This is a genomic window from Rhodococcus sp. IEGM 1379 (assembly GCF_030056815.1).
Lineage (GTDB): Bacteria > Actinomycetota > Actinomycetes > Mycobacteriales > Mycobacteriaceae > Rhodococcus_F.
Genome location: NZ_JASHKR010000034.1, coordinates 13,471 through 40,285, shown reverse-complemented (window position 1 = coordinate 40,285; position 26,815 = coordinate 13,471). Strand labels below are relative to the sequence as shown.

Annotated in this window: 27 protein-coding genes; 16 read left to right on the top strand and 11 right to left on the bottom strand. The window is 61.9% G+C overall.

Annotated features, from left to right (window positions below):
- Positions 1 to 56: 56 nt before the first annotated feature.
- Together QM600_RS18120 and ybaK are read right to left on the bottom strand one after the other, a co-directional pair.
- Complete coding sequence (locus QM600_RS18120; protein ID WP_283262875.1) at positions 57 to 770, bottom strand: SIMPL domain-containing protein; 714 nt, start codon at positions 768 to 770, stop codon at positions 57 to 59.
- Between the two features lie 59 nt (positions 771 to 829).
- On the bottom strand, positions 830 to 1,324 hold the full coding sequence (gene ybaK / locus QM600_RS18115) for a Cys-tRNA(Pro) deacylase (RefSeq protein ID WP_283262874.1): 495 nt from the start codon (positions 1,322 to 1,324) through the stop codon (positions 830 to 832).
- Positions 1,325 to 1,466: 142 nt separating this feature from the next.
- On the opposite strand from ybaK, the gene QM600_RS18110 reads away from it, so the two are divergent.
- Positions 1,467 to 2,210: a sigma-70 family RNA polymerase sigma factor gene (locus tag QM600_RS18110; protein WP_502943019.1), complete on the top strand. Its 744-nt coding sequence runs from the start codon at positions 1,467 to 1,469 to the stop codon at positions 2,208 to 2,210.
- The gene (gene rsrA / locus QM600_RS18105; protein ID WP_283262873.1) at positions 2,207 to 2,488 is read left to right on the top strand and encodes a mycothiol system anti-sigma-R factor; all 282 of its coding nucleotides are present in this window, start codon (positions 2,207 to 2,209) and stop codon (positions 2,486 to 2,488) included. Before QM600_RS18110 ends, rsrA begins: the two co-directional genes overlap by 4 nt.
- Positions 2,489 to 2,578: 90 nt before the next feature.
- On the opposite strand, the gene QM600_RS29930 is transcribed toward rsrA, so the two are convergent.
- A complete protein-coding gene (locus tag QM600_RS29930) occupies positions 2,579 to 2,653 on the bottom strand; it encodes a 50S ribosomal protein bL37 (protein WP_095413260.1) in 75 nt (24 codons plus the stop codon).
- A 129-nt stretch (positions 2,654 to 2,782) separates the two neighbouring features.
- Between QM600_RS29930 and QM600_RS18100 the strand changes: the two genes are divergently transcribed.
- The gene (locus QM600_RS18100) at positions 2,783 to 2,998 is read left to right on the top strand and encodes a biotin/lipoyl-binding carrier protein (RefSeq protein ID WP_007731208.1); all 216 of its coding nucleotides are present in this window, start codon (positions 2,783 to 2,785) and stop codon (positions 2,996 to 2,998) included.
- Between the two features lie 8 nt (positions 2,999 to 3,006).
- A complete protein-coding gene (locus tag QM600_RS18095) occupies positions 3,007 to 4,509 on the top strand; it encodes a sensor histidine kinase (RefSeq protein ID WP_283262872.1) in 1,503 nt (500 codons plus the stop codon).
- Between the two features lie 170 nt (positions 4,510 to 4,679).
- Here the strand turns inward: QM600_RS18095 and QM600_RS18090 are convergent, their stop codons facing one another.
- Together QM600_RS18090 and QM600_RS18085 are read right to left on the bottom strand one after the other, a co-directional pair.
- On the bottom strand, positions 4,680 to 4,934 hold the full coding sequence (locus QM600_RS18090) for a WhiB family transcriptional regulator (protein ID WP_003940950.1): 255 nt from the start codon (positions 4,932 to 4,934) through the stop codon (positions 4,680 to 4,682).
- Between the two features lie 235 nt (positions 4,935 to 5,169).
- Complete coding sequence (locus QM600_RS18085) at positions 5,170 to 6,144, bottom strand: diacylglycerol/lipid kinase family protein (protein WP_283262871.1); 975 nt, start codon at positions 6,142 to 6,144, stop codon at positions 5,170 to 5,172.
- Between the two features lie 41 nt (positions 6,145 to 6,185).
- On the opposite strand from QM600_RS18085, the gene QM600_RS18080 reads away from it, so the two are divergent.
- Positions 6,186 to 6,659, top strand: a complete 474-nt coding sequence (locus QM600_RS18080) for a hypothetical protein (RefSeq protein ID WP_283262870.1) — start codon at positions 6,186 to 6,188, stop codon at positions 6,657 to 6,659.
- Between the two features lie 12 nt (positions 6,660 to 6,671).
- Here the strand turns inward: QM600_RS18080 and QM600_RS18075 are convergent, their stop codons facing one another.
- Both QM600_RS18075 and QM600_RS18070 read right to left on the bottom strand, forming a co-directional pair.
- Positions 6,672 to 7,151 carry a GNAT family N-acetyltransferase gene (locus tag QM600_RS18075; RefSeq protein ID WP_283262869.1) on the bottom strand — a complete coding sequence of 160 codons (480 nt, stop codon included), beginning with the start codon at positions 7,149 to 7,151 and terminating at the stop codon, positions 6,672 to 6,674.
- A 27-nt stretch (positions 7,152 to 7,178) separates the two neighbouring features.
- Positions 7,179 to 7,775 (bottom strand): acid phosphatase, encoded by a 597-nt coding sequence (locus tag QM600_RS18070; RefSeq protein ID WP_283262868.1) that lies wholly within the window; start codon positions 7,773 to 7,775, stop codon positions 7,179 to 7,181.
- A 71-nt stretch (positions 7,776 to 7,846) separates the two neighbouring features.
- On the opposite strand from QM600_RS18070, the gene QM600_RS18065 reads away from it, so the two are divergent.
- Positions 7,847 to 8,644 carry a ParA family protein gene (locus QM600_RS18065; RefSeq protein ID WP_283262867.1) on the top strand — a complete coding sequence of 266 codons (798 nt, stop codon included), beginning with the start codon at positions 7,847 to 7,849 and terminating at the stop codon, positions 8,642 to 8,644.
- A gap of 3 nt (positions 8,645 to 8,647) precedes the next feature.
- Here the strand turns inward: QM600_RS18065 and QM600_RS18060 are convergent, their stop codons facing one another.
- Both QM600_RS18060 and QM600_RS18055 read right to left on the bottom strand, forming a co-directional pair.
- Complete coding sequence (locus tag QM600_RS18060; protein ID WP_283262866.1) at positions 8,648 to 9,850, bottom strand: Rv3212 family protein; 1,203 nt, start codon at positions 9,848 to 9,850, stop codon at positions 8,648 to 8,650.
- Between the two features lie 9 nt (positions 9,851 to 9,859).
- A complete protein-coding gene (locus tag QM600_RS18055) occupies positions 9,860 to 11,443 on the bottom strand; it encodes a DEAD/DEAH box helicase (RefSeq protein WP_283262887.1) in 1,584 nt (527 codons plus the stop codon).
- 449 nt (positions 11,444 to 11,892) lie between these two features.
- Here QM600_RS18055 and QM600_RS18050 point away from each other — a divergent pair, with 449 nt between their 5' ends.
- Together QM600_RS18050 and QM600_RS18045 are read left to right on the top strand one after the other, a co-directional pair.
- Positions 11,893 to 12,588: a ferritin-like fold-containing protein gene (locus tag QM600_RS18050; RefSeq protein WP_283262865.1), complete on the top strand. Its 696-nt coding sequence runs from the start codon at positions 11,893 to 11,895 to the stop codon at positions 12,586 to 12,588.
- Between the two features lie 104 nt (positions 12,589 to 12,692).
- Positions 12,693 to 12,923: a DUF3107 domain-containing protein gene (locus tag QM600_RS18045; protein ID WP_283262863.1), complete on the top strand. Its 231-nt coding sequence runs from the start codon at positions 12,693 to 12,695 to the stop codon at positions 12,921 to 12,923.
- Between the two features lie 98 nt (positions 12,924 to 13,021).
- On the opposite strand, the gene fasR is transcribed toward QM600_RS18045, so the two are convergent.
- Positions 13,022 to 13,684 (bottom strand): HTH-type transcriptional activator FasR, encoded by a 663-nt coding sequence (gene fasR, locus QM600_RS18040; RefSeq protein WP_283262862.1) that lies wholly within the window; start codon positions 13,682 to 13,684, stop codon positions 13,022 to 13,024.
- 283 nt (positions 13,685 to 13,967) lie between these two features.
- On the opposite strand from fasR, the gene QM600_RS18035 reads away from it, so the two are divergent.
- Genes QM600_RS18035 through QM600_RS18025 form a run of 3 tightly spaced genes read left to right on the top strand, consistent with a single transcriptional unit; the run spans position 13,968 to position 17,115 of the window.
- Complete coding sequence (locus QM600_RS18035) at positions 13,968 to 15,008, top strand: DUF3152 domain-containing protein (RefSeq protein ID WP_283262885.1); 1,041 nt, start codon at positions 13,968 to 13,970, stop codon at positions 15,006 to 15,008.
- Positions 15,009 to 15,028: 20 nt separating this feature from the next.
- Complete coding sequence (gene moeZ, locus QM600_RS18030; RefSeq protein ID WP_283262861.1) at positions 15,029 to 16,216, top strand: adenylyltransferase/sulfurtransferase MoeZ; 1,188 nt, start codon at positions 15,029 to 15,031, stop codon at positions 16,214 to 16,216.
- Between the two features lie 47 nt (positions 16,217 to 16,263).
- The gene (locus QM600_RS18025; protein WP_283262860.1) at positions 16,264 to 17,115 is read left to right on the top strand and encodes a TIGR02569 family protein; all 852 of its coding nucleotides are present in this window, start codon (positions 16,264 to 16,266) and stop codon (positions 17,113 to 17,115) included.
- 3 nt (positions 17,116 to 17,118) lie between these two features.
- On the opposite strand, the gene QM600_RS18020 is transcribed toward QM600_RS18025, so the two are convergent.
- A complete protein-coding gene (locus QM600_RS18020; protein WP_283262859.1) occupies positions 17,119 to 17,784 on the bottom strand; it encodes a FadR/GntR family transcriptional regulator in 666 nt (221 codons plus the stop codon).
- Between the two features lie 95 nt (positions 17,785 to 17,879).
- Between QM600_RS18020 and QM600_RS18015 the strand changes: the two genes are divergently transcribed.
- From QM600_RS18015 to nirB, 5 genes are all read left to right on the top strand, one after another.
- Entirely contained in the window at positions 17,880 to 19,112 is a 1,233-nt protein-coding gene (locus QM600_RS18015; protein WP_283262858.1) for an MFS transporter, read from the top strand.
- Positions 19,113 to 19,244: 132 nt separating this feature from the next.
- Positions 19,245 to 20,645, top strand: a complete 1,401-nt coding sequence (locus tag QM600_RS18010) for a nitrate/nitrite transporter (RefSeq protein WP_283262884.1) — start codon at positions 19,245 to 19,247, stop codon at positions 20,643 to 20,645.
- Complete coding sequence (locus tag QM600_RS18005; protein WP_283262857.1) at positions 20,642 to 22,780, top strand: molybdopterin oxidoreductase family protein; 2,139 nt, start codon at positions 20,642 to 20,644, stop codon at positions 22,778 to 22,780. The genes QM600_RS18010 and QM600_RS18005 overlap by 4 nt, the downstream gene beginning before the upstream one ends.
- Positions 22,777 to 24,255, top strand: a complete 1,479-nt coding sequence (locus QM600_RS18000) for an FAD-dependent oxidoreductase (protein WP_283262856.1) — start codon at positions 22,777 to 22,779, stop codon at positions 24,253 to 24,255. The genes QM600_RS18005 and QM600_RS18000 overlap by 4 nt, the downstream gene beginning before the upstream one ends.
- Positions 24,252 to 26,753 (top strand): nitrite reductase large subunit NirB, encoded by a 2,502-nt coding sequence (nirB, locus tag QM600_RS17995; protein ID WP_283262855.1) that lies wholly within the window; start codon positions 24,252 to 24,254, stop codon positions 26,751 to 26,753. Before QM600_RS18000 ends, nirB begins: the two co-directional genes overlap by 4 nt.
- The last annotated feature ends 62 nt before the right edge of the window (positions 26,754 to 26,815 follow it).

The following is a 26,815-nucleotide window of genomic DNA, read 5'->3' as shown; positions in this document are numbered from 1 at the left end:
ACAGTTCTAGTCGAGTGACCACGTCACAGTTCTAGTCGAGTGACCACGTCACAGTTCTAGTCGAGTGACCACGTCACAGTGACCTCGAAGGACACCTGTTGGGTGCCGGGAGCGATCATCATGTCCGACATCGAGGCGCTCGGGGAACGCATCATGTCTTGGTTGCCGGTGGTGTTGTGCGCTTCGGTGATGGTGACGACGTTCGACAGCGACGTCCCGGACAGGTCCGCGTACTGCTCAGCTCGGGTCTTCGCGTCCTGGAAAGCGCGGGTGCGAGCATCTGCGAGGAGCTTGGAATCGTCGTCGATGTCGAAAGCCACGGTGTTCAGGCGGGCCGCATTGCCACCGGCTGCGATACCCGCATCGAGAACCCCGGACGCCTTGTCCAGCTGACGGACGATGATCCGCACCGAGTTGGTGGCGCGGTATCCCGTCACGTTGCCGCCGCCGTACGGGTTACCGTCGTACTGCGGTTGAACGGACAGATCGCTCGTCTGGACGTCCTCGGCAGCCACTCCCGCAGCAACCATGGCGTCGATCATCGCGCGCGCTTTCTCGTTCGATTGCGACACAGCGCCGCTGACGTCGGGCGCGACAACTTCGACGCCGATGCCGGCAGTCAGGATGTCCGGAGCCCCGCGAACCTCGCCAGTTCCGACGACGGTGACTTCTTTGGTTGCGCTGTCGGAACTTCCGCATGCGGTCAGTGAAACGGTGAGTGCCGCAGTCGCTGTCAGGAGGGCAAACACTGTTCGTCGTGTGGTCGGCATAATTTCAGACCGTACTGCCCGTTTAGTGGGAATGGGGCAAAACGCGTGGATCTTGTCTGTCAGCCTGCGGTGATCTCGGCGAACACTGCTTCACTGAGATTGCCGAGATCGTTTGGAGCAAGCTCGATTTCGAGTCCGCGTCGACCAGCGCTGCACAGAACACGATCCCAGCTCAGTACGGAGGAATCGATGACGGTCGGCAGTTTCTTGCGCTGCCCCAAGGGGGAGATTCCGCCGAAGACGTACCCGCTCGATCGTTCGGCATCGGCGCGTTCCGCCATGACGGCTTTGCTCGCGCCGAGGGCGCCGGCAGCGGCTTTCAAGGACAGCTTGGCCGGGACCGGCAGTACTGCGACTGCAAGTTTGCCCGTATCAAGTTTGATCACCAGCGTCTTGAAGATCTGCGCGGCTTCGACACCGGTTGATGACGAGAGCGCTGCCACGGCTTCGTCGCCGAACGATTCGGCGCGGGGATCGTGGTCGTAGCTGTGGATGTGGTGTGGGGTCTTCGACTTCTCGAGGAGTGTGGTCGCAGGGGTCGCAGTTCCGGCCATTCGGTCACTCTATGTGGGCGTTGACTCACGCGGGAACAGAGTCGGGACGAGCTGTGTTGGTACTGGTTGATCACCGTGAACTATCGAAGGAGCGACCGTGCTGGCTGTGCAGGAGCCACTACCGGCCCATAGGTCGGAACTTGTGTTGGCGGTAACCTTGATCCCTACGGCGAGCGAAGGGATCAGAGTGCTGGAACACGACCGGCCCAAGGATGAACAGCCAGAGGTCAGCGAACCTTCTGACGCTGCGGTATCCGAAACGCCCGAAAGCCAGGACGAGTTGATCGCGCGTTTCGAGCGCGACGCATTGCCTCTGCTTGATCAGCTGTACGGTGCTGCGTTGCGCATGACGCGCAATCCTGCTGATGCCGAGGATCTGGTTCAGGAGACATACGTCAAGGCGTACACCGCTTTTCGTTCGTTCCGCGACGGAACCAACCTCAAGGCGTGGCTGTACCGGATTCTCACCAATACCTACATCAACTCGTACCGGAAGAAGCAGCGTCAGCCGGCGCAGTATCCGACCGACGAAATCACCGACTGGCAGTTGGCGGCCACGGCGGAGCACACCTCCACAGGGCTGCGTTCGGCCGAGGTCGAGGCTCTCGACGCGCTTCCCGACGACGACATCAAAGCGGCACTGCAGGCACTTCCCGAAGAATTCCGGATGGCGGTGTACTACGCAGATGTCGAAGGATTCCCGTACAAGGAAATCGCAGAGATCATGGGCACACCGATCGGAACGGTGATGTCACGGCTGCATCGTGGGCGGAAGCAGTTGCGCGGATTGCTCGCAGATGTCGCGAAGGAACGCGGATTCAACCGCGGCGGCACCAGTGTCACAAGCACGGATGCTGCTGCCGAGGCGGAAGGTGTCACTCGATGAGCACGCAGGACGAATTCGAACGGCTCGACTGCTCGGCGGTTATCGCTGACGTGTGGTTGATGCTCGACGGTGAGTGCGACGACGCCAGTCGGGCGCGTCTGCAGCGGCACATCGACGATTGCGGATCCTGCCTCGCGGCCTACGGGATCGAGGAGAAGGTCAAGAGCTTGATCAGCCGCAAGTGCGGCGGTGACCACGCACCGGAAAGCCTGCGTCAGCGGCTCACCATCGAGTTGCGGCGCACCATCGTCATAACGAGTACCAAAACAGACAATTAGTCGGTCAGTGGGCGTCTGAGTAGGGCGTAACGACAGAGGGTGGGGAAGCGTGATTGCTTCCCCACCCTCTGTCGTTTGCTGCATTACATGTCAGGCGTTTGGACGCTTGCCATGGTTTGCTTTGTTGCCCTTACGGCTACGCTTCTTACGACCGCGCTTACCCATGATTGGTCTCCCTTCTGTTTCTTTCGCATCATTCTTTCACGCCCTCGTGGGTGTGGTTCCATTGGCAGGTCGATCGGGTGTTCCGACGACGCGGTACCACTGGTTTTCTTTAGCGAAGTGAGGTTCACGATGGCAGAAGACGTGCGCGCCGAGATGGTTTCGACGGTCTACCAGGTAGTCGTGAGCGAAGGAGACGTGGTGGCCGACGGTGACACCTTGGTCATCCTCGAGTCCATGAAGATGGAAATCCCGGTCTTGGCAGAAGTTCCGGGAACGGTCACCACGGTGGGTGTCAAGGTAGGCGACGTCATTCAGCAGGGTGACCTGATCGCAGTGATCTCCTAAGCGCAGCGATGTCCACACTCAGTGACCTGCTGGCCGAACATACCGACCTGCCCGGTGCGGCAGTCGATCACCTTCAACGCGTAGTCGGCGAATGGCAACTTCTTGCGGATCTGTCCTTCGCGGACGTCCTGTTGTGGGTCGCCACCGAATCCGAGGAATCCGAGTCTGCCGGTTCGATTATCTGTGTTGCGCATTGTCGCCCGACGACGGCGTCGACAGCTTTCCCGGAGGATGCCGTCGGGACTGTGGTGTCGGAGTCGGAGCACCCTCAGGTGTTGCGCGCGTTGATCGAAGGGCGGGTTGTCCGAGCCGAAGATGCGGACTGGCGTGAGGGTATGCCGCCGCGCCGTGAAGCCGTGCCGGTGCGGTTGGACGGTCGCGTCATCGCCGCGCTCAGTCGCGATACCAACCTGTCGAATCAGCGGGCACAGAGTCCGTTGGAAGTGGCGTATCTCGATTGCGCCGCGGACCTGTGCCAGATGATCAGCGACGGTACGTTTCCGATTCGTGAGTCGCGCTCGGACACCAACTCCAGTCCGCGTGCCGGCGACGGTTTCATCAGGCTCGACACCGAGGGGACGGTTGTGTACGCGAGCCCGAATGCGTTGTCCGCGTATCACCGGATGGGGTTGAGTTCGGACTTGGTGGGTCAGGATCTTGCCGCGGTGACGCGAGTATTGGTGACGGACCCGTTCGAATCGCAGGAAGTAGCCGGATACATCCGAGATACGTTGGCGGACAAGCCTGGTCGACGGATGGAGATCGAAGCGCGCGGTGCCACGGTACTGCTGCGGGCGTTGGTTCTCAAGCCGGGCGGTCGTCACGTGGGGGCCGCTGTCGTCGTTCGTGATGTCACCGAAGTGAAGCGTCGTGATCGGGCCTTGCTCAGCAAGGACGCGACAATTCGCGAGATTCATCATCGAGTGAAGAACAACCTGCAGACCGTCGCGGCGCTCCTGCGTTTGCAGGCTCGCCGCACCAGTAACGACGAGGCGCGACAGGCGTTGACCGAATCGGTCCGACGCGTCAGTTCTATTGCATTGGTACATGACACGTTGTCGATGTCGGTGGACGAAGAAGTCAACCTCGACGAGGTAATCGACCGGTTGGTTCCGATGCTCTCCGACGTGGCGGGAGTCGGTGCGCCCGTGACGATTCGGCGCGAGGGAAGCTTCGGGGTCTTTTCTGCCGAACGTGCGACACCACTGGTGATGGTGTTGACGGAGTTGGTGCAGAACGCAATCGAGCACGCTTTCGATCCGGGTATCGAGGGCACGGTCACGCTCAGTGCCGAGCGATCGGCCCGGTGGCTCGACGTGATCATTCACGACAACGGCCGGGGATTACCGGCGGGATTCAATCTCGAGAAGTCCGACCGCCTGGGCCTGCAGATCGTGCGAACTCTGCTGGGAGCGGAGTTGGGCGGTTCTCTGGGATTGCATCCGGGAAGCGGCGGCGGTACCGACGCGGTATTGCGTGTGCCACTCGGACGGCGGAGTGCTCGTTACTGACACGGTCAGCGTTGTGCTCGTTACTGACACGGTCAGCGTTGTGCGCGTTACTGATTCGGACAGACAAAAAGCCCGGCACCATGGTGTGCCGGGCTGTCGTCCTCGACCGGTGGCAGGGCTTGCCTACGCACCGCGTCGAACGTCGGGGTGAAGAACGTTTCGGTTCTTACCTAGACAGAAGTGCGTGCACGAGTCCGTGCGTTGCGACGCTTGAGTGCGCGACGCTCGTCTTCGCTCATTCCGCCCCACACGCCTGCATCTTGACCGGACTCGAGAGCCCAGGACAAGCATTCAGCGGTGACGGGGCAGCGGTTGCAGACAACCTTGGCATCGGCAATCTGGGCGAGGGCCGGTCCGCTGTTTCCCACGGGGAAAAACAGTTCGGGATCCTCGTCGCGACAGATTGCGTTGTGGCGCCAGTCCATCCTTTTCGCTCCTTAAGCTGGGTGTGAATACACCGTTTGGTACCAATGAGTTTGTGTGTGCGTATTCAATGTTTCCGCACTGTTACTTGTGAATGCTTTCACGAACTCACGGTATGTCAATAGATTTGGACAGGTTCGTGTGCCAACTCACTAATTGTTGACGTACCGCCTGGCCACCTTGTCGCCATCCGGATTTTACCTACGTGCGCCGGCGAAAATTGACTGTTCTTGCAGGTCAGGAGAGTTGTGTGAATCGCTCCGGAAGTGGTGCGTACACCTCGAGCGCATCCGGCACGGCGGTAAATTCGACCGATTTGCGAAGTCCGATGTAATCGCCGTCCATCTGTAAACCGATCGGCCGCGACGATTCGATGGTGATGTGCGGGACGTCGTCGGTACGGACGAGGACCTTCGATTTCGGCTCTGCGCCACGAGCGAGCAGCTGCCGGACAACCCGTAGGGACGGAAGGACTTTGGTGCTCGTCATAGCAAAGAGGCCCAGTCCGGAGTCGAAAGTTGTTCCGGGATTGGTGTGCACGGGACGGGAGTCGAGATAGGTCCACGGGCTCGAGTTGGAGACAAATGCATAGTGGACGCCCGCAATCGGATCCTGATCCGGAAGCCGGACGGTCAGTGCGGGTTCCGCTCGCTTCGAGCGGAAGAAGGAGGCAATTGCAGTTCGCACGTATCGAGCCGGGGTTGCCGGATCGCCGTTCTTACGGCTCGCGTCGACGGCCTCGCAGACGTCGGCGTCGAGACCCATTCCGGCATTGAACGTGAACCAACGGTTGTCGGCGTGGGCGAGCCCGATGCGCCGATGCGTCCGTTCGGAGAGCAGGTCGATGAGTTGGTTGGTGGCATCGACGGGGTCGGCGGCGATGCCGAGCGAGCGGGCGAAAACATTGGCGGATCCGCCCGGAACAACCGCGACGGTCGGGATGGGCCCGATGGGGACTGCTTTCATCGACGCCGGGTTCGGTGCACCGAGAAGTCCGTTGACCACTTCGTTGACGGTGCCGTCGCCGCCGTGCACGATCACGCATCCGAAACCGTCTTCATGCGCTTGCCGAGCCAGTTCGGCAGCATGCCCACGGTGAGTCGTGTGCTCCACGGTGAGTCGCACCCGGCTTTCGAGGGCGTGAGCCAGGAGGTCTCGACCGGCAGCAGTGGTCGAGGTGGCATTGGGATTGACGATCAGCAGTGCGCGCACGGGGCATGAGCCTATCCGGTGTCGTGTTCTAGGCTGGTCTCGTGCCGAATACTGCCAGCCCCGTTGCCCTTCCCAACACAGTCAAGTGGGCGGGTGCCCTCGTGACGTTGCAAGGACTGGTTGCCGTCGGCTTCGCCGTCGTAGCTGTGATTCGTGGCTTGATGGGTCACGACCAGAGCGTGACCAACGGCTACGGTTTTGCTGCGTGGGTCGCCATTCTCGGCGGCGCCGTGCTCGCTGCCGGCCTTGCCTTGCTCACCGGTCGACGCTGGGGACGCTCGATCAGCGTCGTCGCTCAGCTTCTGCTACTTCCTGTGGCGTGGTCGCTGCTGACCGACTCACATCAGGTGTTTCTCGGTGTTGTCCTCGGTGCGGTGGTTTTGGCCACGCTGGTATTCCTGTTCTCTGCGCCCACCTCCCAGTGGATGGCGGCGGAGTACGGGGATTTTGCGGACGAGACAGCAACCGACACCGTCGATGATGCCGCTGAGCGCGAGAACAAGAACGACGACTGACGCTGTAGCGCTCTACCTCGCTTCGTCGGCGAGTGCGTCCAGATGCTCGCCGGTCAGGCGATAGGTGGTCCACTCGGTTTTCGCGTGGGCACCGAGTGATTCGTAAAACTTGATCGACGGCGTATTCCAGTTGAGAACGGACCACGACAAGCGTGTGTAGTCGTTGTCCGTGCATTCCTTTGCCAATGCGGCGAGCAGCGCTTTCCCATGCCCGGATCCGCGCTGACTCGGCTTGACGTACAGGTCTTCGAGGTAGATGCCGTGCGCCCCGTCCCACGTGGAGAAATTTCGGAACCACAGCGCCATGCCGACGACGTTGCCGTCGTCGGAGACCGCCACGTGGGCGAAAGCCGACGCCGCATCCCCGAACAGGGCGTCGCCAATCTGCTCGGGATTGACGGTGCACTCGTCGAGCGCCTTCTGGTAGTCGGCCAACTCGTAGATCATGTCCGTGATCGGTTGGACATCGGAGGGCGTGGCGCGTCGAATCATGGAACGGATCCTATTACCCGGCTGATTTCAGCCTTCGGCTAGTGGCGGGATGTTGTGGTGGAGTAAGTGGGTCGCGCCGTGTTCGTATCCGAGTACCGAGTAGGCGCCGGGGGAGAGCGCGAATCGCCGTCCTTCGCTGACCGGAAGTTCGAGCCACCGTGCGATCAGTGCTCGCGAGAAGTGTCCGTGCCCGATCAGGATGACATCACGCTCGGCCAATTGTGATTGCACGAGAGAAAGAACCATGTCGGTGCGCGCATGGACCTGATCGGCGTGCTCACCGCCGGGGCAGGGATGCGTCCACACTGTCCAGTCGGGAACACTCTGCCGAATTTCGGGTGTGGTGAGTCCCTCGTAGTCGCCGTAGTCCCACTCCGACAACGCATCCCACGTCCGTTCTTCCGGAAGGCCAGCGAGGTCGCCGGTGCGTTGGGCACGTAGGCGGGGACTGGTCAGGATCATGGGATTACGTAGATCGAGGCTGCGAATGCGGTTGCCCGTCGCAGTGGCCTGGATCTCGCCGAGCGCTGTGAGCGGGACTTCGGTGCCGCCGGTGTGCTTACCGCTGCGTGCCCATTCCGTCTCGCCATGACGCATCAGAACGACTCGTGCATTCAAGTGCATGTGACCCATCATTGCAGGGCACCCGCGTGTACTGTTCGCCTCTCCGCTCGAAATACGTAAGGATCTTCTTTGTGACGACGGTTCTCGCAGTGGCGAATCAAAAGGGCGGCGTGGCAAAGACCACGACCGTCGCCTCCCTGGGTGCGGCTTTATCCGCGCTCGGTCAACGGGTACTCGTGGTGGATCTTGATCCCCAGGGATGTCTGACGTTCTCTCTCGGCCACAATCCTGATCGTCTCGAGCGTTCGGTCAACGAAGTTCTGGCCGGTGACATCGATGCTGCCGACGCAGTCTTGACCACGGCCGACGGTATGGACCTTCTGCCCGCGACCATCGATCTGGCGGGGGCAGAAGCACTGCTGCTGATGCGGCCCGGCCGAGAATTCGCACTCAAGCGTGCGCTGTCGCCGTTGCTCGGAAGCTACGACGTCGTCATTATCGACTGCCCGCCGTCGTTGGGTGTCCTGACACTGAACGGTTTGACGGCCGCGCAGTCGGTTCTCGTTCCGCTGCAATGCGAGACGCTCGCACATCGAGGCGTCGGGCAACTACTGCGCACGGTTCGTGAAGTGCAGGCCATCACCAATCCGGATCTGGTTCTGCTCGGCGCATTGCCGACGCTCTACGACGCCCGAACTACGCACAGCCGTGACGTTCTCGCAGATGTCAGCGACCGCTACTCGTTGCCGGTTCTTGCGCCGCCCATCCCGCGGACCGTGAAGTTCGCGGAGGCGTCGGCGTCCGGTGCAACGGTGCTGGCGGGCCGCAAGAACAAGGGTGCCGACGCGTATCGCGATCTGGCTGCCAATCTCGTGAAGCATTGGGCGGGAAGCGAAGTCGAGACCTTTGTCCCGGACGTCACCCTCTAGTCGCTAACGCAGTGCGACCAGGGTTCCGTCGCGCTGCTCGAGGATGGTGTCGCCGGCACTGGCGATGACGATGGGCGTGGTGACCTCACCGCGATCGACGGCGATCATGCGGGTGACGGTGCCGTCGGCGGGATTGATCATCGCAATGCCGTTCGGCACCGGGACGAGTAGTTGTCCCGACACCGTTGTTCCGGGGCCGGCGGTGCCCGCGACAATCCAGGTGGGGGACAGATCGCTCGTGCGGAGATTGATCGTCTGGGTACCGGTCCACCAGGTGATGGCGTTCTTGTCGGCGTTCACGGTGGATTTTTCCGGGATGACACCGTCGACGGGGTAGTCGACCACACCCGCACCGCTTCCGCCGAAAATGCTTATCCGAGAAGGTGTTCCGTTGACGGCGGGTAAGTAGACCGCAGTTTTCTCGCCGGAAACTGCCAGGATACGGGCGCCGGCGGAATCAGGAAGTACAACAGATCCGTATTCTTCGGGTTCCTGGGCATCCTTGGGAGCGGGATTCATGACCGTCAGGCGGTTCGAGGCGTCATCCGGGCATTTTTCGAGAACGGACACGCGGCTGGAACTCGAAGCGGCGCCCAGCAATTCGCAGCCAGACCGTGGTTGTTTCTTGGGGTTGACCGGGGCGTCGACGCGGCCGTACTCGAGTGTCCGAACCAGATCGGAGCGCCACAGTTCCATACGCGTGGAACCGCGTGAGATGAGGTAGGTGCCGTCGGCGGACAGTGTCACTGCGGCATCGGCGTCGCTGTTGCGTTGATCTTTGCGTCCGCCGGTGTCGGCGACCAGTGACGTGACCTGTGAGCATCCGCGATTGTCCTGATACACAGCGACAACGCGATCCCAGGTCTCGATGGCACCGCACAGCGGGATGTTGCGCGAATAGCGCCACACTTCGTCGCCGGTTGCGGGGTCACGCCCCACAACATCGCTGCCGTCTGCCGTGACGGCTGCGTTCCCGGCGGCGATGGGGGACGACGAATCGGCACTCGGAAATTCCCAGACCGCGCTGAGCGCGTCGGGTAACACCACTGACGTTGCCAGCGGGGGAAGAGTCGTGTCAGCGGTGACCGAGGTGGTTCCGCGCGCATCACTGCGCAACCACACCACGGTCACCGCCACGATCACGGCCAGCGCGATACCGAGAGCAACGATTACATCTGAGCGAGTTCGCCGTTCCGGTGCCAGCACATGGGGAGCTTACTCTGCGGCGGTTGCCGCACCGGCTGCCACGGGGCGGCGACGGCGACGGCGACGCGGCGTGGAAGCGTCGCCGGCGGCTGCATCACCGGTAGCGGCGGGAGAAGTTGCAGTTCCCGTTGCGGTCGCTCCGGACTGCGTTGCTTCGGTACCTTCGCCGCCGGAGCGGGTGCGCCGACGAGTGCGGGTCCGTCGAGGAGCAGCGTTTTCCTCGGTGCTGACGGAGTCGGAGCTTGCTGCCGCGGCAGGCTTGCTCTTCTTCTCGGCGGCGGGCTCTGCAGCCTTGGGCTTACGGACGGTGCCCTTGGCGTCCGCCGGGATGGCCATCTCTTCGTACAGGTGCGGTGAGCTGGAGTACGTCTCGACCGGATCCGGGATGCCCAGGCTCAGGGCCTTGTCGATGAGCTGCCAACGGGGGATGTCGTCCCAGTCGACCAGCGTCACGGCAATACCGGTGCGACCGGCGCGGCCGGTACGACCGATGCGGTGCACGTAGGTCTTCTCGTCTTCGGGGCACTGGTAGTTGATGACGTGGGTGACGTCGTCGATGTCGATACCGCGAGCGGCGACATCGGTGGCAACCAACACGTCCACCTTGCCGTTGCGGAAGGACTTCAAGGCCTTCTCGCGAGCGATCTGACCGAGGTCACCGTGAACAGCTCCGACCGAGAAACCACGCTCCGCGAGATCGTCGGCGACTTTCTGGGCGGTGCGCTTGGTACGTGTGAAGATCATGGTGGCACCGCGGCCTTCGGCCTGCAGTACTCGCGCAACCATTTCGGCCTTGTCCAAGGCGTGGGCACGGTAGATGTGCTGGCTGGTCCGGTCGTGGACGGCCGAAGATTCGGCTTCCTCAGCGCGGATGTGCGTCGGCTGCGTCAGGAAGGTGCGCGCGAGCGTGATGATCGGGCCCGGCATGGTTGCCGAGAACAGCATCGTCTGACGCTTGTCGGGGACCATTCCCATGAGGCGTTCGATGTCGGGCAGGAAGCCGAGATCGAGCATTTCGTCGGCCTCGTCGAGGACGAGTACGCCGACCTTACCCAGGATCAGGTGCGACTGGTTGGCGAGATCGAGCAGGCGTCCGGGTGTGCCGACAACGACGTCGACGCCCTTCTGGAGAGCCGCGATCTGAGTTTCGTAGGGGCGACCACCGTAGATCGGCAGAACCTGAAGGCTGCGATCGCCGACGCGAAGGTGCTTGCCGGCGTTCTCGAGGTCGCGGGCGACCTGGATGCACAGCTCACGGGTCGGGACGATGACCAAGGCGCGCGGGGTGCCGTCGAGGGCAGCCGTGCCGTTGGCGGCAGTGACGATGCGATGCAGCAGCGGAACGCCGAAACCGAAGGTCTTGCCCATTCCGGTGCGGGCCTGACCGATGAGGTCATCGCCGGCCATGGCCAGCGGAAGAGTGAGTTCCTGGATGGCGAAGGTGCGTTCGATACCGATCTCGTTCAGGGCGCGGACGATTTCGTCGCGCACACCGAGTTCGGCGAACGTCGGGGGTACATGGGTGTCGTCGAGCTGGACCGAAACTGTGTTCTCGGTTGCTTCGTCTTCGTGGTCGATCGTGATCTTGCTCAGCGGACTGGCCTTTCCTTGTGGCGGTACGCACGCACAAGGTAAGGGGCCTGGCCGTAAATCGGCCGAAGTCGATGCCCTCTTGTTCGTCGGCCATGCCTACGCCTCAGCTCGAAGAGTTCGCGGACTTATTTTTCTGATGCCGTCCGTGAAGTCTCGGCGAAGCGGGCAACAACCTTCGATGCAGGTGCGCGCACATTATCTGGTTGGTTTACGTGGAACCGTGTGGTTTACGTGAAACCGCGGGGGTCGCGTGAAAAAGGTCATCCCGGCCCACGTCAGAGCGCAAGAGCGGGGGAAACTAGCGAACTCCCGAACCCATTGTAACTGGCGCTCGGCACACTCTCGGCAAAGCATGGCCTAGATCACGGCGAGGCATGGCCTAGATCACGCAGCAGGGCAGGTGTTGCTTGCCCAACCCGATGGGCGCAGTGGCATTAGAGTTCGTAACCATGGGCGCACACGATCTTGATGCTTCGACAGACACCGGTACGGAAGCCCGAGTGGCTTCCGATCATCCGGGTGTCATCGACTTGTTCGCGGTACTTGCGTACGGCGAGATATCTGCATTCTACCGGCTGTCGGAAGATGCTCAGATGGCTCCTGAGCTGCACGGGAAGGTCGCATTTGCCAGTATGGCTGCGGCGGAGATGGCTCACTTCGAAACGTTGTCGGCCGCGCTGACCGAGCGTGGCCACGACATTTTCGAGGTCATGGATCCGTTCGTCCGGGCGTTGGACAACTACCACGCGTCGACGACCCCGTCGACGTGGCTGGAATCGTTGGTGAAGGCATACGTCGGCGACGGTATTGCCGCGGATTTCTATCGTGAGATCGGCCATTCACTTCCGACCGACGTGGCTGCGATCGTCGAGGACGTGTTGTCGCAGACGGGTCACTCCGAATTCGTGGTCCTCGAAGTTCGCGCAGCGGTGGAGGGGAGCACGCGGGTCAAGGACCGCCTCATGTTGTGGGGGCGCAGGTTGCTCGGCGAGGCGATCACGCAGGCCCAGTTCGTTCTCGCGCAGCGTGAGGACCTCACCGACCTGGTGATCTCGGCCTCCGGGGACCTCAACGGTGTGGTGGCATTGTTCGACGGTATGCAGGCCAAGCATGCGGAGCGCATGGCCACACTCGGCCTCGTGTGAGCTGTTCGCTCTCGGCACAGCGCGGCAGCGAGCGTGTCGGCATCCTGCTGCACTAGCCTGGCCAGGACAGCTGATGTATTTCACGAACAGTTCGGAGGTTGACCGTGGAGGTCAAGATCGGTGTAATCGACAGCCCGCGTGAGCTCATCGTCAACAGCGAACAGACCCCCGAAGAGGTCGAGGCACTGGTCTCGAGCGTCCTCGGTGGCAGCGAGCCGGTTCTCTCACTCGTCGACGACAAGGGCCGCAAGTTCCTGGTGCAGGCGAGCCGTGTTGCGTATGTGGAGATCGGTCCTTCCGATATCCGCAAGGTCGGGTTCGCACCTACCGTCTGATGCGCAAAGCAAGACAAGAATGGCGGGCAGTCACGAAGACTGCCCGCCATTCTTGTGTCGTAGAAGGTGATCAGGAGTGCAGCGGTACCCGTGACTGATCAGTAGTGCAGCGGTACCCGTGACAAGCCGCCCCAGGCCAAGGAAACCGTGATTTCGACGGCTTCTTCCTTGGGGATCGGGCGGGCGGCTTCGAGCCAGTAGCGTGCGGTGAACTGGCTGGCGCCGACCAAGCCGACGGCAAGGATCCGCGCCCGGTAGGGGTCGAGACCGGAATCATGGCTGACCAGGTCGAATACTGCGTCGACGCATGCTTCGGTGGCCTGCTCGACGCGGGTCTGTACCTGCGGCTCGCCCATGATGTCGGACTCGAAGACCAGGCGGAAGCCCTGGGAGTCGTTGTCGACAAAATCGAAGAAGGCCTGCACGGCTGCCCGCACACGCTGCTTGTTGTCGGTGGTGGATCGCAAGGCCTGGCGGACGCCGGAGATGAGGCTGTCGACGTAGCTTTGCAGAACTGCTACATACAGTTCGAGCTTGCCTGGAAAATGCTGGTACAGGACGGGCTTGCTGACGCCGGCGCATTCCGCGATTTCGTCCATACCGGCCGAGTGGTAGCCGCTGGCCACAAAAACTTCGCTGGCTGCAGCGAGGAGTTGAAGGCGGCGTGCATCTCGCGGAAGGCGGGTGCTGCGGCGTGTACCAGCAGGCTTACCGGCCGTTGTACCGCGATCGGAGCCGGTCCGATCCGCGAGTTCTGTCATGTCGCTTCCAATCTGAGCAAAAGTAAAATTCGGCTGCCGCGCGGACCGTCGAGTCGCATATGCGTACTCGCCAGTATCCTCCGTCACACCGGCCGTAGCTGCATGAACGATACCGTGTGTCGCGCTCGAGCGTTTTTTCTGTCTCGACCAGCGATACTTGCGTCGCAGTCTTGTGGTGGAGGGCACATCTGACACGCCCCTGCCTGCATGTTTCGGTCGGTCTGGGACTGCCGCTCGTGGAATGTGAGATTCTGGAGGCGTGACTGACCCAGGGGGACCGCGCATGCGTGGACAAACTACGCAGAACCCTGAACAATCCGATTCAGGCGACGGCCGAATGTACGGCCAACGTGACTACCGCGGCATAGCTTCCCATCAACCACTCCGTGCTCAATGGGATCCGACCAAACGTGAAGTGGGCCGGACACCGCGCAATCCGCGACCGGATCGAGGCGCTCGGAAACAGAGCCGACTCGGTAAGTTCGTCGCGACGTACGGATGGCGCGCGTATGCGATCCCGGTGCTTGCGATTCTGACGGTCTTCGTGACCGTCGACGCTTTGCGTACGGACGTCGATGATTCCGCGTCCAAAGCCTCGGCGACGGCTGACCTCGCGCACAGTACAGATGGGACCAACGTCATCGGGGCACCGCCGGCGGCCGACGGAAAGTTTGCGGCGTCGGTCCCGTCGGGTGCGCTTCCGGACGGTGGACCGTTTGCGGTAACCGGTGGTGGCACCTGGCACGTAGTTCCGGGGATTACCGGCAAGGTCGGGCAGGGCACCGAGCGTGAATTCACGTACACCGTCGAAATCGAGGACGGTGTCGACACTGCAGGCTTCGGTGGTGACGAATCCTATGGTCGGATGGTCGATCAGACATTGGCCAATCCGAAGAGTTGGACCAACGATCCCAAGGTGGCCTTCCGTCGTATCGATTCCGGATCACCTGATTTCCGCATCTCGTTGACGTCGCAGATGACCATTCGGGAGGGTTGCGGTTACGAGATCGAACTCGAGGGCTCCTGCTACAACCCGAGCATGGATCGTGTCCTGCTCAACGAGCCTCGATGGGTCCGTGGCGCTATTTCATTCCAGGGCGACATCGGTTCGTATCGTCAGTATCAGATCAACCACGAGGTTGGCCATGCCATCGGTTACGCAGCGCATCAGCCCTGTGAGACCGAAGGTGGATTGGCGCCGATCATGATGCAGCAGTCTTTCGGGACGGCGAATAACGACATTGCGCAGTTGGATCCCGAGGGCGTGGTGCCGATGAACGGTCTGACGTGCCGGTTCAACCCGTGGCCGTATCCTCGAGTGTAACTAGATCCAGGAGTTTTTCGGTGTCTGCAACATCCGTCGTATTGCCACCTCTGGTGGAACCCGCCGCCGCGTTGAGCCGGGAAGAAGTTGCCCGGTACAGCCGGCACCTCATCATTCCGAATGTGGGCGTGATCGGTCAGAAGCGACTCAAGAACGCACGTGTGTTGTTCATCGGCGCCGGTGGTCTGGGCTCGCCGGCACTGCTGTATCTGGCAGCCGCGGGTGTGGGCACGATCGGGATCGTGGATTTCGACGAGGTCGACATGTCGAACCTGCAGCGTCAAGTGATTCACGGTCGGTCGGATGTGGGCCGGCCCAAGGCCGTCAGCGCGCGCGAGTCGATCCTCGAGATCAACGAGCACATCGATGTGCGGCTACACGAGTACCGACTCGACAACACCAATGCCGTCGAATTGTTCGCGCACTACGACCTGATTCTCGACGGCACTGACAACTTTGCGACGCGCTACCTGGTCAACGACGCGGCGGTCCTTGCCGGCAAGCCGTATGTGTGGGGATCGATCTATCGCTTCGAAGGTCAGGTCTCGGTGTTCTGGGAAGACGCACCAGACGGACTCGGGCTCAATTACCGGGATCTGTATCCCGAAGCTCCGCCCCCGGGCATGGTGCCGTCGTGTGCGGAGGGTGGCGTGCTCGGTGTTCTGCCCGCAACCGTCGGGTCGATCATGGCCACGGAGGCCGTGAAGCTGATCACGGGTATCGGTGAACCGTTGCTCGGACGCCTGATGATTTACGACGCTCTGGCCATGACGTTCCGCACGATCCGGCTACAGCGTGATCCGAAGCGGATCCCGGTCACGGAACTCATCGACTACGACGAGTTCTGCGGCGTCGTGTCGGAGGAGGCGAGTGACGCGGCTGCCGGTTCCACGATCACCGCCAAGGAACTCGAGCAGTTGATCAGCAGTGGTTACGAGTTGGAACTCGTCGACGTGCGGGAACCTGTCGAGTGGGACATCATGCATCTGCCCGGTGCGGTTCTGATTCCCAAGGATCGGATTGTCTCCGGCGAGGCGCTGGCGTCGTTGCCGCAGAACAAGCACATCGTTTTGTATTGCAAAACCGGCATTCGATCGGCCGAGGCTCTCGCTGTTCTCAAGAGTGCGGGGTTCGCGGATGCCGTCCATCTGCAGGGCGGTGCCATTGCCTGGGCAAGCCAGGTCGATACTTCTCTGCCGGTGTATTAGGCGTGCCTTGCAGGATCTGACGGACTTGCACCGGTAGCGTTGGAGCGGTGACAGGTCAACCTCCCCAGCACGTGTGCTCCACCTTCGGCCTCCGCGAAGTAGAGCCCATCCCACTCGGTGCGGATTGGGACGGCGGTTGGCTGTGTGGAGACGTCGTTCTCTCTGCCGTTGCGGACCATGCGCGCGCCGCCTGGTCGGCAAAAGTGCGTGAGAACCTCGAAGTCGATGGTGTGCGCTTGGCTCGCCCTGTTCGATCCACTGACGGTCGCTACGTTGTATCAGGTTGGCGCGCAGACACTTTCATAGTCGGAACGCCCGAACCTCGTCACGACGAGGTTGTGTCCATGTCGTGCCGGTTGCACGCTGCGACGGCTTCGCTCGAGCGCCCCAGATTCCTCGCTCAACCGCCGGTCCCGCCGTGGGCCGAGGTTGACGTCTTTGTTGCCGCGGATCGTGCGGCGTGGGAAACCGTTCCGTTGCGTATCGCGAAGGGTGTCGAGCAACTCGAGTCGCCGTCGCCCGACGGACGCAAGAGCCTCGAACTGATCGCGGGCCTGGCCACACTCCGCAAGCCCGTTCACAGCCCCGATCAATTGGTGCACGGCGATTTGTTCGGCACGGTTCTCTTCTCGGGCAGCATGGCTCCGGGCATTACGGACATCACGCCGTATTGGCGACCGGCGGCGTGGGCTGCCGCTGTTGCTGTAGTCGACGCAATCTCCTGGGGCGGAGCGGACGAGGCACTGGTCGGGCGCTGGGAAGACCTGCCGGAGTGGCCGCAAATGCTTCTGCGTGCGGTCATGTTCCGCCTGGCTGTTCACGTATTACATCCACGTTCGACGGCGGATGCATTTCCCGGCTTGGCCCGCACGTCCGACATCGTGCGTCTGTTGCTCTAGCCGTCAGCTGAAATCGGCGACCAGACCTTCGAAGAGATCACGAGCAGCATCGGACGCGGCACTCGCATCGCCGGCGATGACGGCGGCGACCAGGTTTTCGTGACGTGAGTGGAATCCTTCGCCGGTGGCGTCGATGTGCTGGTGAATCGTAGTTTCGATGATGGGGAGCAGCGAGTCGTAGAACTCCAGGTACACGGTGTTGTGGCTGGCTGCCACGATGGCGCGGTGCAGTGCCACGTCGGCCGCTGTCGCTGCGGCGATGTCGTTGCCTTCCCAGGACGCTGTTCGGGCGTCGAGCAGGCTTGTGAGCGAGGCAATATCGTCGCCGTTGCGACGTACTGCTGCCAGCGTTGCGGCCGTGATGTCGAGGGCGCGTCGTAGTTCGAGAACGTCGCGCTCGTGGGCACCGGCAAAGTAGTTGCCGAGTGTGCCGCCCAGGTCCGACGTTGCCACGACGTACGTGCCTGATCCTTGGCGACGTTCCAGCATTCCGGCGTGAACCAGTGCTTGAACTGCTTCACGGACCGTGTTCCGGCCGGTGCCTGTCAGCTCGGACAGTGCGGGTTCGGTGGGAATCTTCGATCCGACCGGCCAGGTTCCGCTTCTGATTTCGGTGCGGAGTTGTTCGGTGACCTGCGAGATGAGGCTTGCGCGGCGAACGGGTTGCACGTGTCGGTTCCTCGGATTATCGGTGCGTCTGATGTGGACTGTGGTCTACATTACCTCCCTTGTGCGAGTTCATCCGGTCATCCTATGATTTGTCGGTGACTGCTCAACTTTCGAGAACCGAACCCCGCTCCCTGGTACATGGCCGTCTACTCGTATTTGCGGCCATTGCGATGTCAGCGTTGGTCCTGCGACTCGCAGTTACCTCCTTCTCGCCGCTCGCGGAACAGATCCGCGCGGAGATCGGGTTCTCGGCTTCCGTCGTCGGAGTATTCGGCATGGTGCCGACATTGATGTTCGCTATCTTCGGGCTGATTACTCCGGCCATCGCGAAACGAATCGGGCTCGAACGTACTGCGCTGCTGGCCATGCTGATGGCCGGCGTCGGAATGCTGTTGCGCGCCATGATGAATCAGACGTGGTCGTTGCTGGCGCTGTCCGCGCTCGCGTTGGCGGGTATGGGAATCGGCAACGTCGTGATTCCGCCGTTGGTGAAGCGTTATTTCTCGGATCGCCTCGCGACGATGAGTTCGGTGTACATCGTTGCCGTGCAGATCGGCACCATCGTGCCGGCATTCGTGGCGGTTCCGGTGGCTGACGCATTCGGTTGGCGATTCTCGATCGGTTGGTGGGCGGCCTTCGGATTTGCTGCTGCTGTGCCGTGGTTGATCACCCTCGCGCGCTCGCGTCGGGAATCGGCAGATGCTGCCGTCGTACCGGCCGCTGCCGCGCCGACTCGCGGTCAAGCCTGGCGTTCGCCCGTCGCCTGGGGGATGGCCGGAATGTTCGGCATGACCTCGCTGATCACCTACTCGATGTTCACCTGGATTCCCTCGATTCTCGGCGACGCCGGCGCCAGTGACGCCTTCGGCGGAACGATGGTCGGAGTCTTCTCGGTGATGGGTCTGATCGCAGCCTTCGGCGCCCCGACACTGTGCGCGCGGATGTCGAACCCGTTCCCGGTCGTCGTCGCCTGCGCCGTGTGCTACCTGATCGGATTTGCCGGACTCTACTTCGCACCGATGAGCGCGCCCATCGTCTGGATCGTCGTCCTCGGGCTCGGGCCGAGTACCTTCCCGATGGCGCTCACCCTCATCAACCTTCGTACCCGCTCACACATCGGATCTGCCGCACTGTCCGGGTTCACCCAGGGTGTCGGTTACACCGTGGCCTGTCTCGGTCCGCTGCTGTTCGGTGTTCTTCACGACGCGACGGACGGATACGCAGCGCCGTTCGGATTACTCTTGATTGCAGTTGTTGTCGTGCTGATCGGTGCTTACCAGGCTTGCAAGCCTCGGATGCTCGAAGATTCGTGGCACGCTACCGGCTAACTTCACGTGCGAATAAGTTCTCACAACCCGTCATGTCGCCCGGTGAGGATCAATTGACTTTGCGGTCATCGCCCGCAGTACCGGCGCAATAACAGTTTTCTACCTTTGGGTCTCCCACATATTCAGGAGGCCCTGGTGAGTCATTACATCGAGCATTGGGATGCCGAGGACGTCGAAGCCTGGGAATCCGGTGGCAAGGACATCGCGAAGCGGAACCTGATCTGGTCGGTAGTCGCCGAACACGTCGGCTTTTCGATCTGGTCCATCTGGTCCGTGATGGTTCTGTTCATGCCGACCGAGATCTACGGCATCGACGCGGCCGGAAAATTCTTCCTGGTCGCAGTTCCCACCTTGGTGGGTTCGATCCTCCGCATTCCGTACACGGTTGCCACCGCACGTTTCGGCGGGCGCAACTGGACCGTCATGAGTGCGTTGTTCCTTTTCGTACCAACACTTCTCACGCTCTATTTGATGATGAATCCGGGTGCGTCGTACACCACCTTCATGTTGGTGGCGGCTACGGCGGGCATCGGCGGCGGTAACTTCGCGTCGTCGATGACCAACATCAACGCCTTCTATCCGCAGCGACTCAAAGGCTGGGCGCTGGGGCTCAACGCCGGCGGCGGCAACATCGGCGTTCCGATGATCCAGCTGATCGGTTTGTTGGTGATCGCGACCGTGGGTAACCGCGAGCCTTGGATCGTGTGTGCTGTCTACCTCGTGTTCATCGCGGCTGCAGCAGTCGGCGCCGCACTGTTCATGGACAACTTGGGCAATCAAAAATCTGATCTGCGCTCGATGGGCAAGGCGCTGAAGTTCTCCGAGTCCTGGGTCATCAGCTTCCTGTATATCGGCACGTTCGGTTCCTTCATCGGTTTCAGCTTCGCGTTCGGTCAGGTGTTGCAGATCAACTTCCTCGCCGGCGGAGCTACCCCGGCGCAGGCAGCGCTGCATGCAGCGCAGATCGCCTTCATCGGACCGCTTCTCGGATCCATTGCCCGTCCGATCGGCGGCAAGCTGGCCGACCGTATCGGTGGCGGCAAGATCACGATGTGGACGTTTGTCGGCATGGCTTTCGCGGCATCGATCCTGGTGACGGCCGGAACGATGGACGACAACACTGCCGGCGTCGCCAGCGCCGGAATCATGGTCACGTTTGTTCTCGGATTCATCGCACTGTTCCTGCTCTCCGGTCTCGGCAACGGTTCCGTCTACAAGATGATCCCGGCAATCTTCGAGGCAAAAGCTCAGAGCTTCGACGATATGGATCGGGCTGAGAAGGCAATGTGGTCGCGCAGCATTTCCGGCGCTCTCATCGGATTTGCCGGTGCGGTAGGCGGTTTGGGCGGTGTCGGAATCAACTTGGTGCTCCGTGCGTCGTACAGCAGTCCGGCGAAGTCGGCGACTATGGCGTTCTGGGTATTCCTGGCCTTCTACATTGCGTGCATCGCCGTGACGTGGTTCGTCTTCCTGCGTAAGCCATCCAGCCTGACCACCGACGTGGACGACGCGAAAGTTTCGGTCACAGCATGACTACCACCATCTTCAGAGATTTACTGGTCGCGACGTCGACGCACTGCCCGTACTGCGGTCTCCAATGCGCCATGACGCTCACCCGTGACGATTCGGCGCCCGTACCCGCACGATCGACGACGGTCGGCGGACGGTCCTTCCCGACCAATCGTGGGGGACTGTGCCAAAAGGGCTGGACCAGTGCGGAATTGCTACGCACTCCGGATCGACTGACCAGTCCCTTGATTCGCACGGACGGGGAACTTCGCCCTGCCAGTTGGGAGGAGGCGCTTGATCGAGTCGTATCGGGCGTGCAGGCGGCGCAGGCTCGCAGCGGCCGCGATGCGATCGGAATCTTCGGAGGTGGCGGTCTGACCAACGAAAAGGCTTACATGCTCGGCAAATTCGCCCGAGTAGCGGTGAAGACCGCGAATATCGATTACAACGGCCGGTTCTGTATGTCCTCCGCCGCGGCGGCCGGAATCAAGAGTTTCGGCTTGGACCGTGGGTTGCCCTTTCCGGTGAGTGACCTGACTTCGGCAAAAGCGATACTTCTTCTCGGCGCCAACGTGGCCGAGACCATGCCGCCTCTGGTCGGGCATCTGAATTCGGCGATTGCTGCCGGTGGATTGATCGTCGCAGACCCCCGTCGTACGGCGACAGTGGAGCGAGCCTTGAGCGGGGGAGGCTTGCACCTGCAGCTGAGTCCCGGAACAGATTCGGCTCTGGTGTTAGGTCTGATGCATCTTGCGGTTATCGACGGCCGTGTCGACCGTGAGTACATCGATGCTCGCACAACCGGGTTCGACGACGCGTGGCTGGCAGCAGCGCAGTGGTGGCCTGAACGCGCCGAGCGGGTGACCGGAGTACCCGTGAGTCAGATGCGGCGCGCCGTCGAATTGCTCTGGAAAGCCAAACAATCCGATTCCGGTTCGTACATCCTCACGGCCCGCGGCACTGAACAGCACGCCAGTGGTACAGACACGGTGTCCGCCGTCATCGGGCTGGCTTTGACGCTAGGGCTCCCGGGCCGACGCGGCAGCGGCTACGGCTGCATCACAGGGCAGGGCAACGGGCAGGGTGGCCGTGAACACGGTCAGAAGGCAGATCAGCTTCCCGGATATCGCAAGATCGTCGATCCCGTTGCCCGCGAGCATATTGCGAAGGTGTGGGGGATCGAGGCGGATGAACTGCCGGGACCGGGCCGCAGTGCCTATGAACTGCTCGATTCGTTGGGCCAACCCGGCGGTCCGGAAGTGCTTTTTGTGCACGGCGCCAACTTGGCGGTATCGGCGCCGCGGGCGGGACACGTTGTAGATCGGTTGAAGGCCCTGGACATGCTGGTGGTCTCGGACTTTATTCTGTCGGAGACAGCAGCAATGGCTGATGTTGTTCTGCCCGTGCTGCAGTGGGCCGAGGAGGAGGGAACCACCACTAGCCTCGAAGGCCGCGTGTTGCGGCGTCGGCGCGCGGTGGATGCTCCCGAGGGGCCCCGCAGTGAATTGCACGTCTGGTCCGAGATTGCACAGCGATTGGGTCAGCCGGCCGAGCGCTTCCCGACCTCACCGGCGGTAGTCTTCGAGGAATTGCGTCGCGCGTCGGCCGGCGGCATCGCCGATTACTCCGGTATCAGCTACAGCCGACTCGACGCCGGTGAAGCGCTGCACTGGCCATGCCCGAGCGAGAATCATCCGGGTACTCCGCGCTTGTTCCTGGATTCCTTTGCGACGCCGGACGGTCGGGCTCAGTACGTCGCGGTCGAACATCGTGGTCCGGCTGAAACAGTGGACGCGGAGTATCCGCTGGTTGCCACGACGGGACGCGTTCTGGCGCACTACCAGTCGGGTGCTCAGACCCGTCGGATTCCCGAACTGGTGAAGGCTGCAGGAGACATGTTCGTCGAGATCCACCCGGATACCGCTCGGCGGGTGGGGCTTTCGGACGGGGACAGGGCTGCGGTGGTCAGCCGGCGTGGGCGGATGGAGGCGAGCGTCCGTTGCATCGACACCATGCGACTCGACACCGTGTTTCTGCCGTTCCATTTTGCTGGTGATTCGCGTGCAAATCTGCTGACCAACCCCGCGCTGGATCCCACCAGTCGGATGCCCGAGTTCAAGGTCTGCGCTGTCCGTCTCGAACCGGTCGGTGAACCATGAAGCGCGTTGTGATCGTCGGCAACGGCATGGCCGGGTCGCGGGTGGCAGAGGAGTTGCGTCGTCGAATGGATGCCGAGGTTCTCGACATCGTCTTGATCGGTGCAGAAGCTCACGCGCCCTACAATCGCATTCTGCTCTCGAATGTCCTGGCGGGCAGCATCACTGCCCGGGATACGCGGTTGAAGACCGATGAATGGTGGGCGCGCGCAAGCATCGACGTTCGCGCCGGTACCGCGGTAACGGCGGTTGACCCCGTACTACGGACGGTAACCTGCAGCGACGGCGCCGAAATCGGCTACGACGAGCTGATTTTGGCCACTGGCAGTAGTCCCTTCATCCCTCCGGTGCTCGGCATCACCGAGTTCGCTTCCCGGGTTGCAACTTTCCGGACCCTGGACGACTGTGCTCGCATCACCGAAGCTGCGACACCCGGAAGTCGGGCAGTGGTACTTGGTGCCGGGCTGTTGGGAATCGAAGCCGCACGCGGACTTCGGATGCGCGGAGTTGATGTAACAGTGGTGCATCCCAAGGACTTCCCGATGGAACGCCAGATGGATTCCGACGGCGGCGCAGTACTCACCCGGACCCTCGAAGGAGTGGGTATCGAGGTTGTGCTGGGTCGGCGCGTCTCCGAGTTCTCCGGTGACAGCGTGGTTCTGGACGACGGAAGTCAGCTTCACGCAGATCTTCTGGTGTTGTCGGCGGGAATTCGGCCTTGCGTCGAATTGGCGCAACAGGCCGGTGCGGCAGTAGGTTACGGAGTGTTGGTCGATGACGAACTTCGCACCGATGTCGACGGCATTCGCGCGATCGGTGAGTGCGCCGAACATCGCGGTGAGGTGTACGGCCTTGTCCAGCCCGGCTGGGAGCAGGCTGCGGTGGTGGCTGATCTGCTGACGGGCGCAGACCCGAAAGCACGTTACTGCGGTACCCCGACATTGACCCGGTTGAAGGCGCACGATATCGACCTCGCGTCGATGGGTGATGTCAGTGCGACAATGCACAGTCGCGATGTAGAGGTCACCACGCTCGCGGATGCAAGCCGGGGTAGTTACGCCAAGATCGTTGTCAAGGGTGAGCGAATTGTCGGAGCATTGCTACTCGGTGTCCCTGATGTAGTAGGCACTCTCACACAGCTTTTCGACGCTCAACTTCCCGTCCCTCCGGACCGGATCGCGCTCCTCACCGGGCGCGGAGCTGGTGGTCCGGTCGAACGTGCAAGTCCTTCGGGTATGCCGGGGTCGGCTGTGATCTGCCGATGCAATTCGGTCACGAAAACGGATCTGACGACGGCCTGGAAAGCGGGTGCTCGGTCCGAAGCCGCACTGGCTTCGGTCACCCGGGCAACCACCGGCTGTGGTGGCTGCAGTTCCTCGGTCGCGGGAATCTGCGAATGGTTGAGCGCTGCAGATCCACTCGGATCCGTCGACGACACACAGAACTCTCTCGAAACACAGGAAGAAGGTGCGGCATGAACAAATCGGTCATTGTCATCGGACACGGGATGGTCGGACACCGCTTTGTCGAGGCCTTGCGTTCGCGCGACGACGCCGACATCTGGTCGGTGACCGTCCTCTGTGACGAGAAGTACGCCGCGTACGACCGGGTCGGATTGTCGTCGTACGTCGGAGTGTGGGATCCCAAGGAATTGGCCTTGGCCGGAAACGATTACGAGGGTGACACCCTGGTCGATCTTCGTGTCGGGGAAGGTGCCGTGTCGATCGACAAGGATGCGCGCACAGTCGCCACGACTGCCGGCAATGTGCTCACGTACGACGCTCTAGTGATGGCAACAGGTTCGTACCCGTTTGTTCCGCCGGTGCCTGGTCACGACGGTGACGGATGCTTCGTCTACCGTACTCTCGATGATCTCGACGGAATTCGGACAGCAGCGGAGCGGGCCGGCCGGGGCGCAGTGGGCGTGGTGGTCGGTGGCGGACTTCTCGGCCTCGAAGCGGCACATGCACTCTCACTGATGGGAATGACTGCGCACGTCGTCGAGCACAATCCTCGGTTGATGCCGATGCAGGTGGACGAGGGCGGTGGCGCACTTCTCGCTCGGCTCGTGACGCGACTCGGGTTGAATGTGCACACGGGCGTCGGAACCGCGGGGATCACGCAGTCCGACAAGGGAATCGTGGTCGAACTGTCCGACGGAACAACCATCGACGCGTCGCTGCTGGTGTTCTCGGCCGGCGTGCGTCCTCGTGATCAACTGGCCCGAGACGCCGGCATCGGCGTCAGTGAGCGCGGCGGCATCCTGACCGATCTGGGCTGCAAGACGTCCGACAACCACATCTTCGCGGTCGGTGAATGCGCTGCCGTGGAAGGGCGTTGCTACGGGCTGGTCGCTCCCGGGTATGCGACGGCCGAGATTGTGGCAGACCGGTTGCTCGGCGGCGCAGCAGATTTTCCCGGCGCCGACATGTCGACCAAGCTCAAGCTCATGGGCGTCGACGTCGCCAGTTTCGGTGATGCGATGGCAACGTCACCCGGCGCCCTCGAAGTTGTTCTCAGCGACGCAGCCAAGGGCACCTACGCAAAGCTCGTGGTCTCGGACGACGCGAAGATCCTGCTCGGCGGAATCCTGGTGGGCGACGCGTCGGCGTATGCGTCGTTGCGCCCGTTGGTCGGTCGTGAGCTACCCGGCGATCCGGCAACATTGATCTCGCCGGCCGGGGAAAAGCTCGGTGCGGGTTCATTGCCGGACGATGCCGAGGTCTGCTCGTGCAACGGTGTGACCAAGGGCGCGATCTGCAGCGCAATTGCCGACGGCGCCTGCGACATTGCGTCGGTGAAGGCATGCACAACGGCGGGAACGACCTGTGGCGGTTGCCTTCCGACAGTGAAGCAATTGCTGGCAGATTCCGGTGTCGTGATGTCGAAGGCGCTGTGTGAGCACTTCGGTCAGTCGCGGGCCGAGCTGTTCCAGATAGTGCAGTCGACGCAGACGCGAACGTTCTCGGCTCTGATAACCAAGTACGGCAAGGGCGCCGGCTGCGACATCTGCAAGCCCGTCGTCGCGTCGATTCTCGCATCCACGGATTCCGATCACATCCTGCACCGTCAGCAGGCGTCGTTGCAGGACACCAACGACCACTTCCTGGCCAACATTCAGAAGAACGGCACGTATTCGGTGGTTCCGCGCATGCCCGGCGGCGAGGTCACTGCGGAACAGCTGATCGTGATCGGTGAGGTGGCCCGTGATTTCGGTTTGTACACCAAGGTGACCGGCGGTCAGCGCATCGATCTGTTCGGTGCTCGCGTCGAGCAGTTGCCCGCCATCTGGAAGCGTCTGGTCGATGCCGGGATGGAATCCGGTCAGGCATACGGAAAGTCGCTGCGCACCGTCAAGAGTTGTGTCGGTTCGAGCTGGTGCAGATACGGGGTACAAGACTCCGTCGGGATGGCTGTTGATCTGGAGAACCGCTATCGGGGCCTCCGTTCGCCGCACAAGATCAAGTTCGGAGTGTCCGGGTGCGCGCGGGAATGTGCCGAGGCTCGGGGTAAAGACGTCGGCATCATCGCGACGGAGAACGGGTGGAACCTCTATGTGGGTGGCAACGGCGGTCAGTCGCCCAAGCACGCTCAGCTTCTCGTTGGTGGCCTCGACGACGTAACCCTGGTCAAGTACATCGACCGATACCTCATGTTCTACATCCGCACGGCTGATCGACTACAGCGCACCGCGCCCTGGGTGGAGTCACTCGAGGGCGGTCTCGACCACCTCAAGGCCGTTGTCTGTGACGACAGTCTGGGTATCGGCGAAGAACTCGAAGCGCTGATGGCCAAGCACGTGGAGGGCTACCAGGACGAATGGGCGGGTGTGCTCGGTGATCCAGAGAAGTTGTCGCGGTTCGTGTCGTTTGTCAATGCACCCGATGAAGCCGACCCGACGGTTGTGTTCGACGAGACCGGAGTACGCAAGGTTCCCGTGCTGATGGGCATACCGAGCATTCCCACGCGCCGGTAATCGCGGCGTAACTCGTGGGAAACACGGGACCCGTAGAAAGAAATCAGAACACGAGGAGGGGT

Excerpts from the sequence above, each read along its gene's own strand:
- QM600_RS18120 (WP_283262875.1), bottom strand. The coding sequence starts at position 770 with ATGCCGACCACACGACGAACAGTGTTTGCCCTCCTGACAGCGACTGCG.
- ybaK (WP_283262874.1), bottom strand. The coding sequence starts at position 1,324 with ATGGCCGGAACTGCGACCCCTGCGACCACACTCCTCGAGAAGTCGAAG.
- rsrA (WP_283262873.1), top strand. The coding sequence starts at position 2,207 with ATGAGCACGCAGGACGAATTCGAACGGCTCGACTGCTCGGCGGTTATC.
- QM600_RS18100 (WP_007731208.1), top strand. The coding sequence starts at position 2,783 with ATGGCAGAAGACGTGCGCGCCGAGATGGTTTCGACGGTCTACCAGGTA.
- QM600_RS18095 (WP_283262872.1), top strand. The coding sequence starts at position 3,007 with ATGTCCACACTCAGTGACCTGCTGGCCGAACATACCGACCTGCCCGGT.
- QM600_RS18090 (WP_003940950.1), bottom strand. The coding sequence starts at position 4,934 with ATGGACTGGCGCCACAACGCAATCTGTCGCGACGAGGATCCCGAACTG.
- QM600_RS18075 (WP_283262869.1), bottom strand. The coding sequence starts at position 7,151 with ATGATTCGACGCGCCACGCCCTCCGATGTCCAACCGATCACGGACATG.
- QM600_RS18070 (WP_283262868.1), bottom strand. The coding sequence starts at position 7,775 with ATGCACTTGAATGCACGAGTCGTTCTGATGCGTCATGGCGAGACGGAA.
- QM600_RS18050 (WP_283262865.1), top strand. The coding sequence starts at position 11,893 with ATGGGCGCACACGATCTTGATGCTTCGACAGACACCGGTACGGAAGCC.
- fasR (WP_283262862.1), bottom strand. The coding sequence starts at position 13,684 with ATGACAGAACTCGCGGATCGGACCGGCTCCGATCGCGGTACAACGGCC.
- QM600_RS18035 (WP_283262885.1), top strand. The coding sequence starts at position 13,968 with ATGCGTGGACAAACTACGCAGAACCCTGAACAATCCGATTCAGGCGAC.
- QM600_RS18005 (WP_283262857.1), top strand. The coding sequence starts at position 20,642 with ATGACTACCACCATCTTCAGAGATTTACTGGTCGCGACGTCGACGCAC.
- QM600_RS18000 (WP_283262856.1), top strand. The coding sequence starts at position 22,777 with ATGAAGCGCGTTGTGATCGTCGGCAACGGCATGGCCGGGTCGCGGGTG.
- nirB (WP_283262855.1), top strand. The coding sequence starts at position 24,252 with ATGAACAAATCGGTCATTGTCATCGGACACGGGATGGTCGGACACCGC.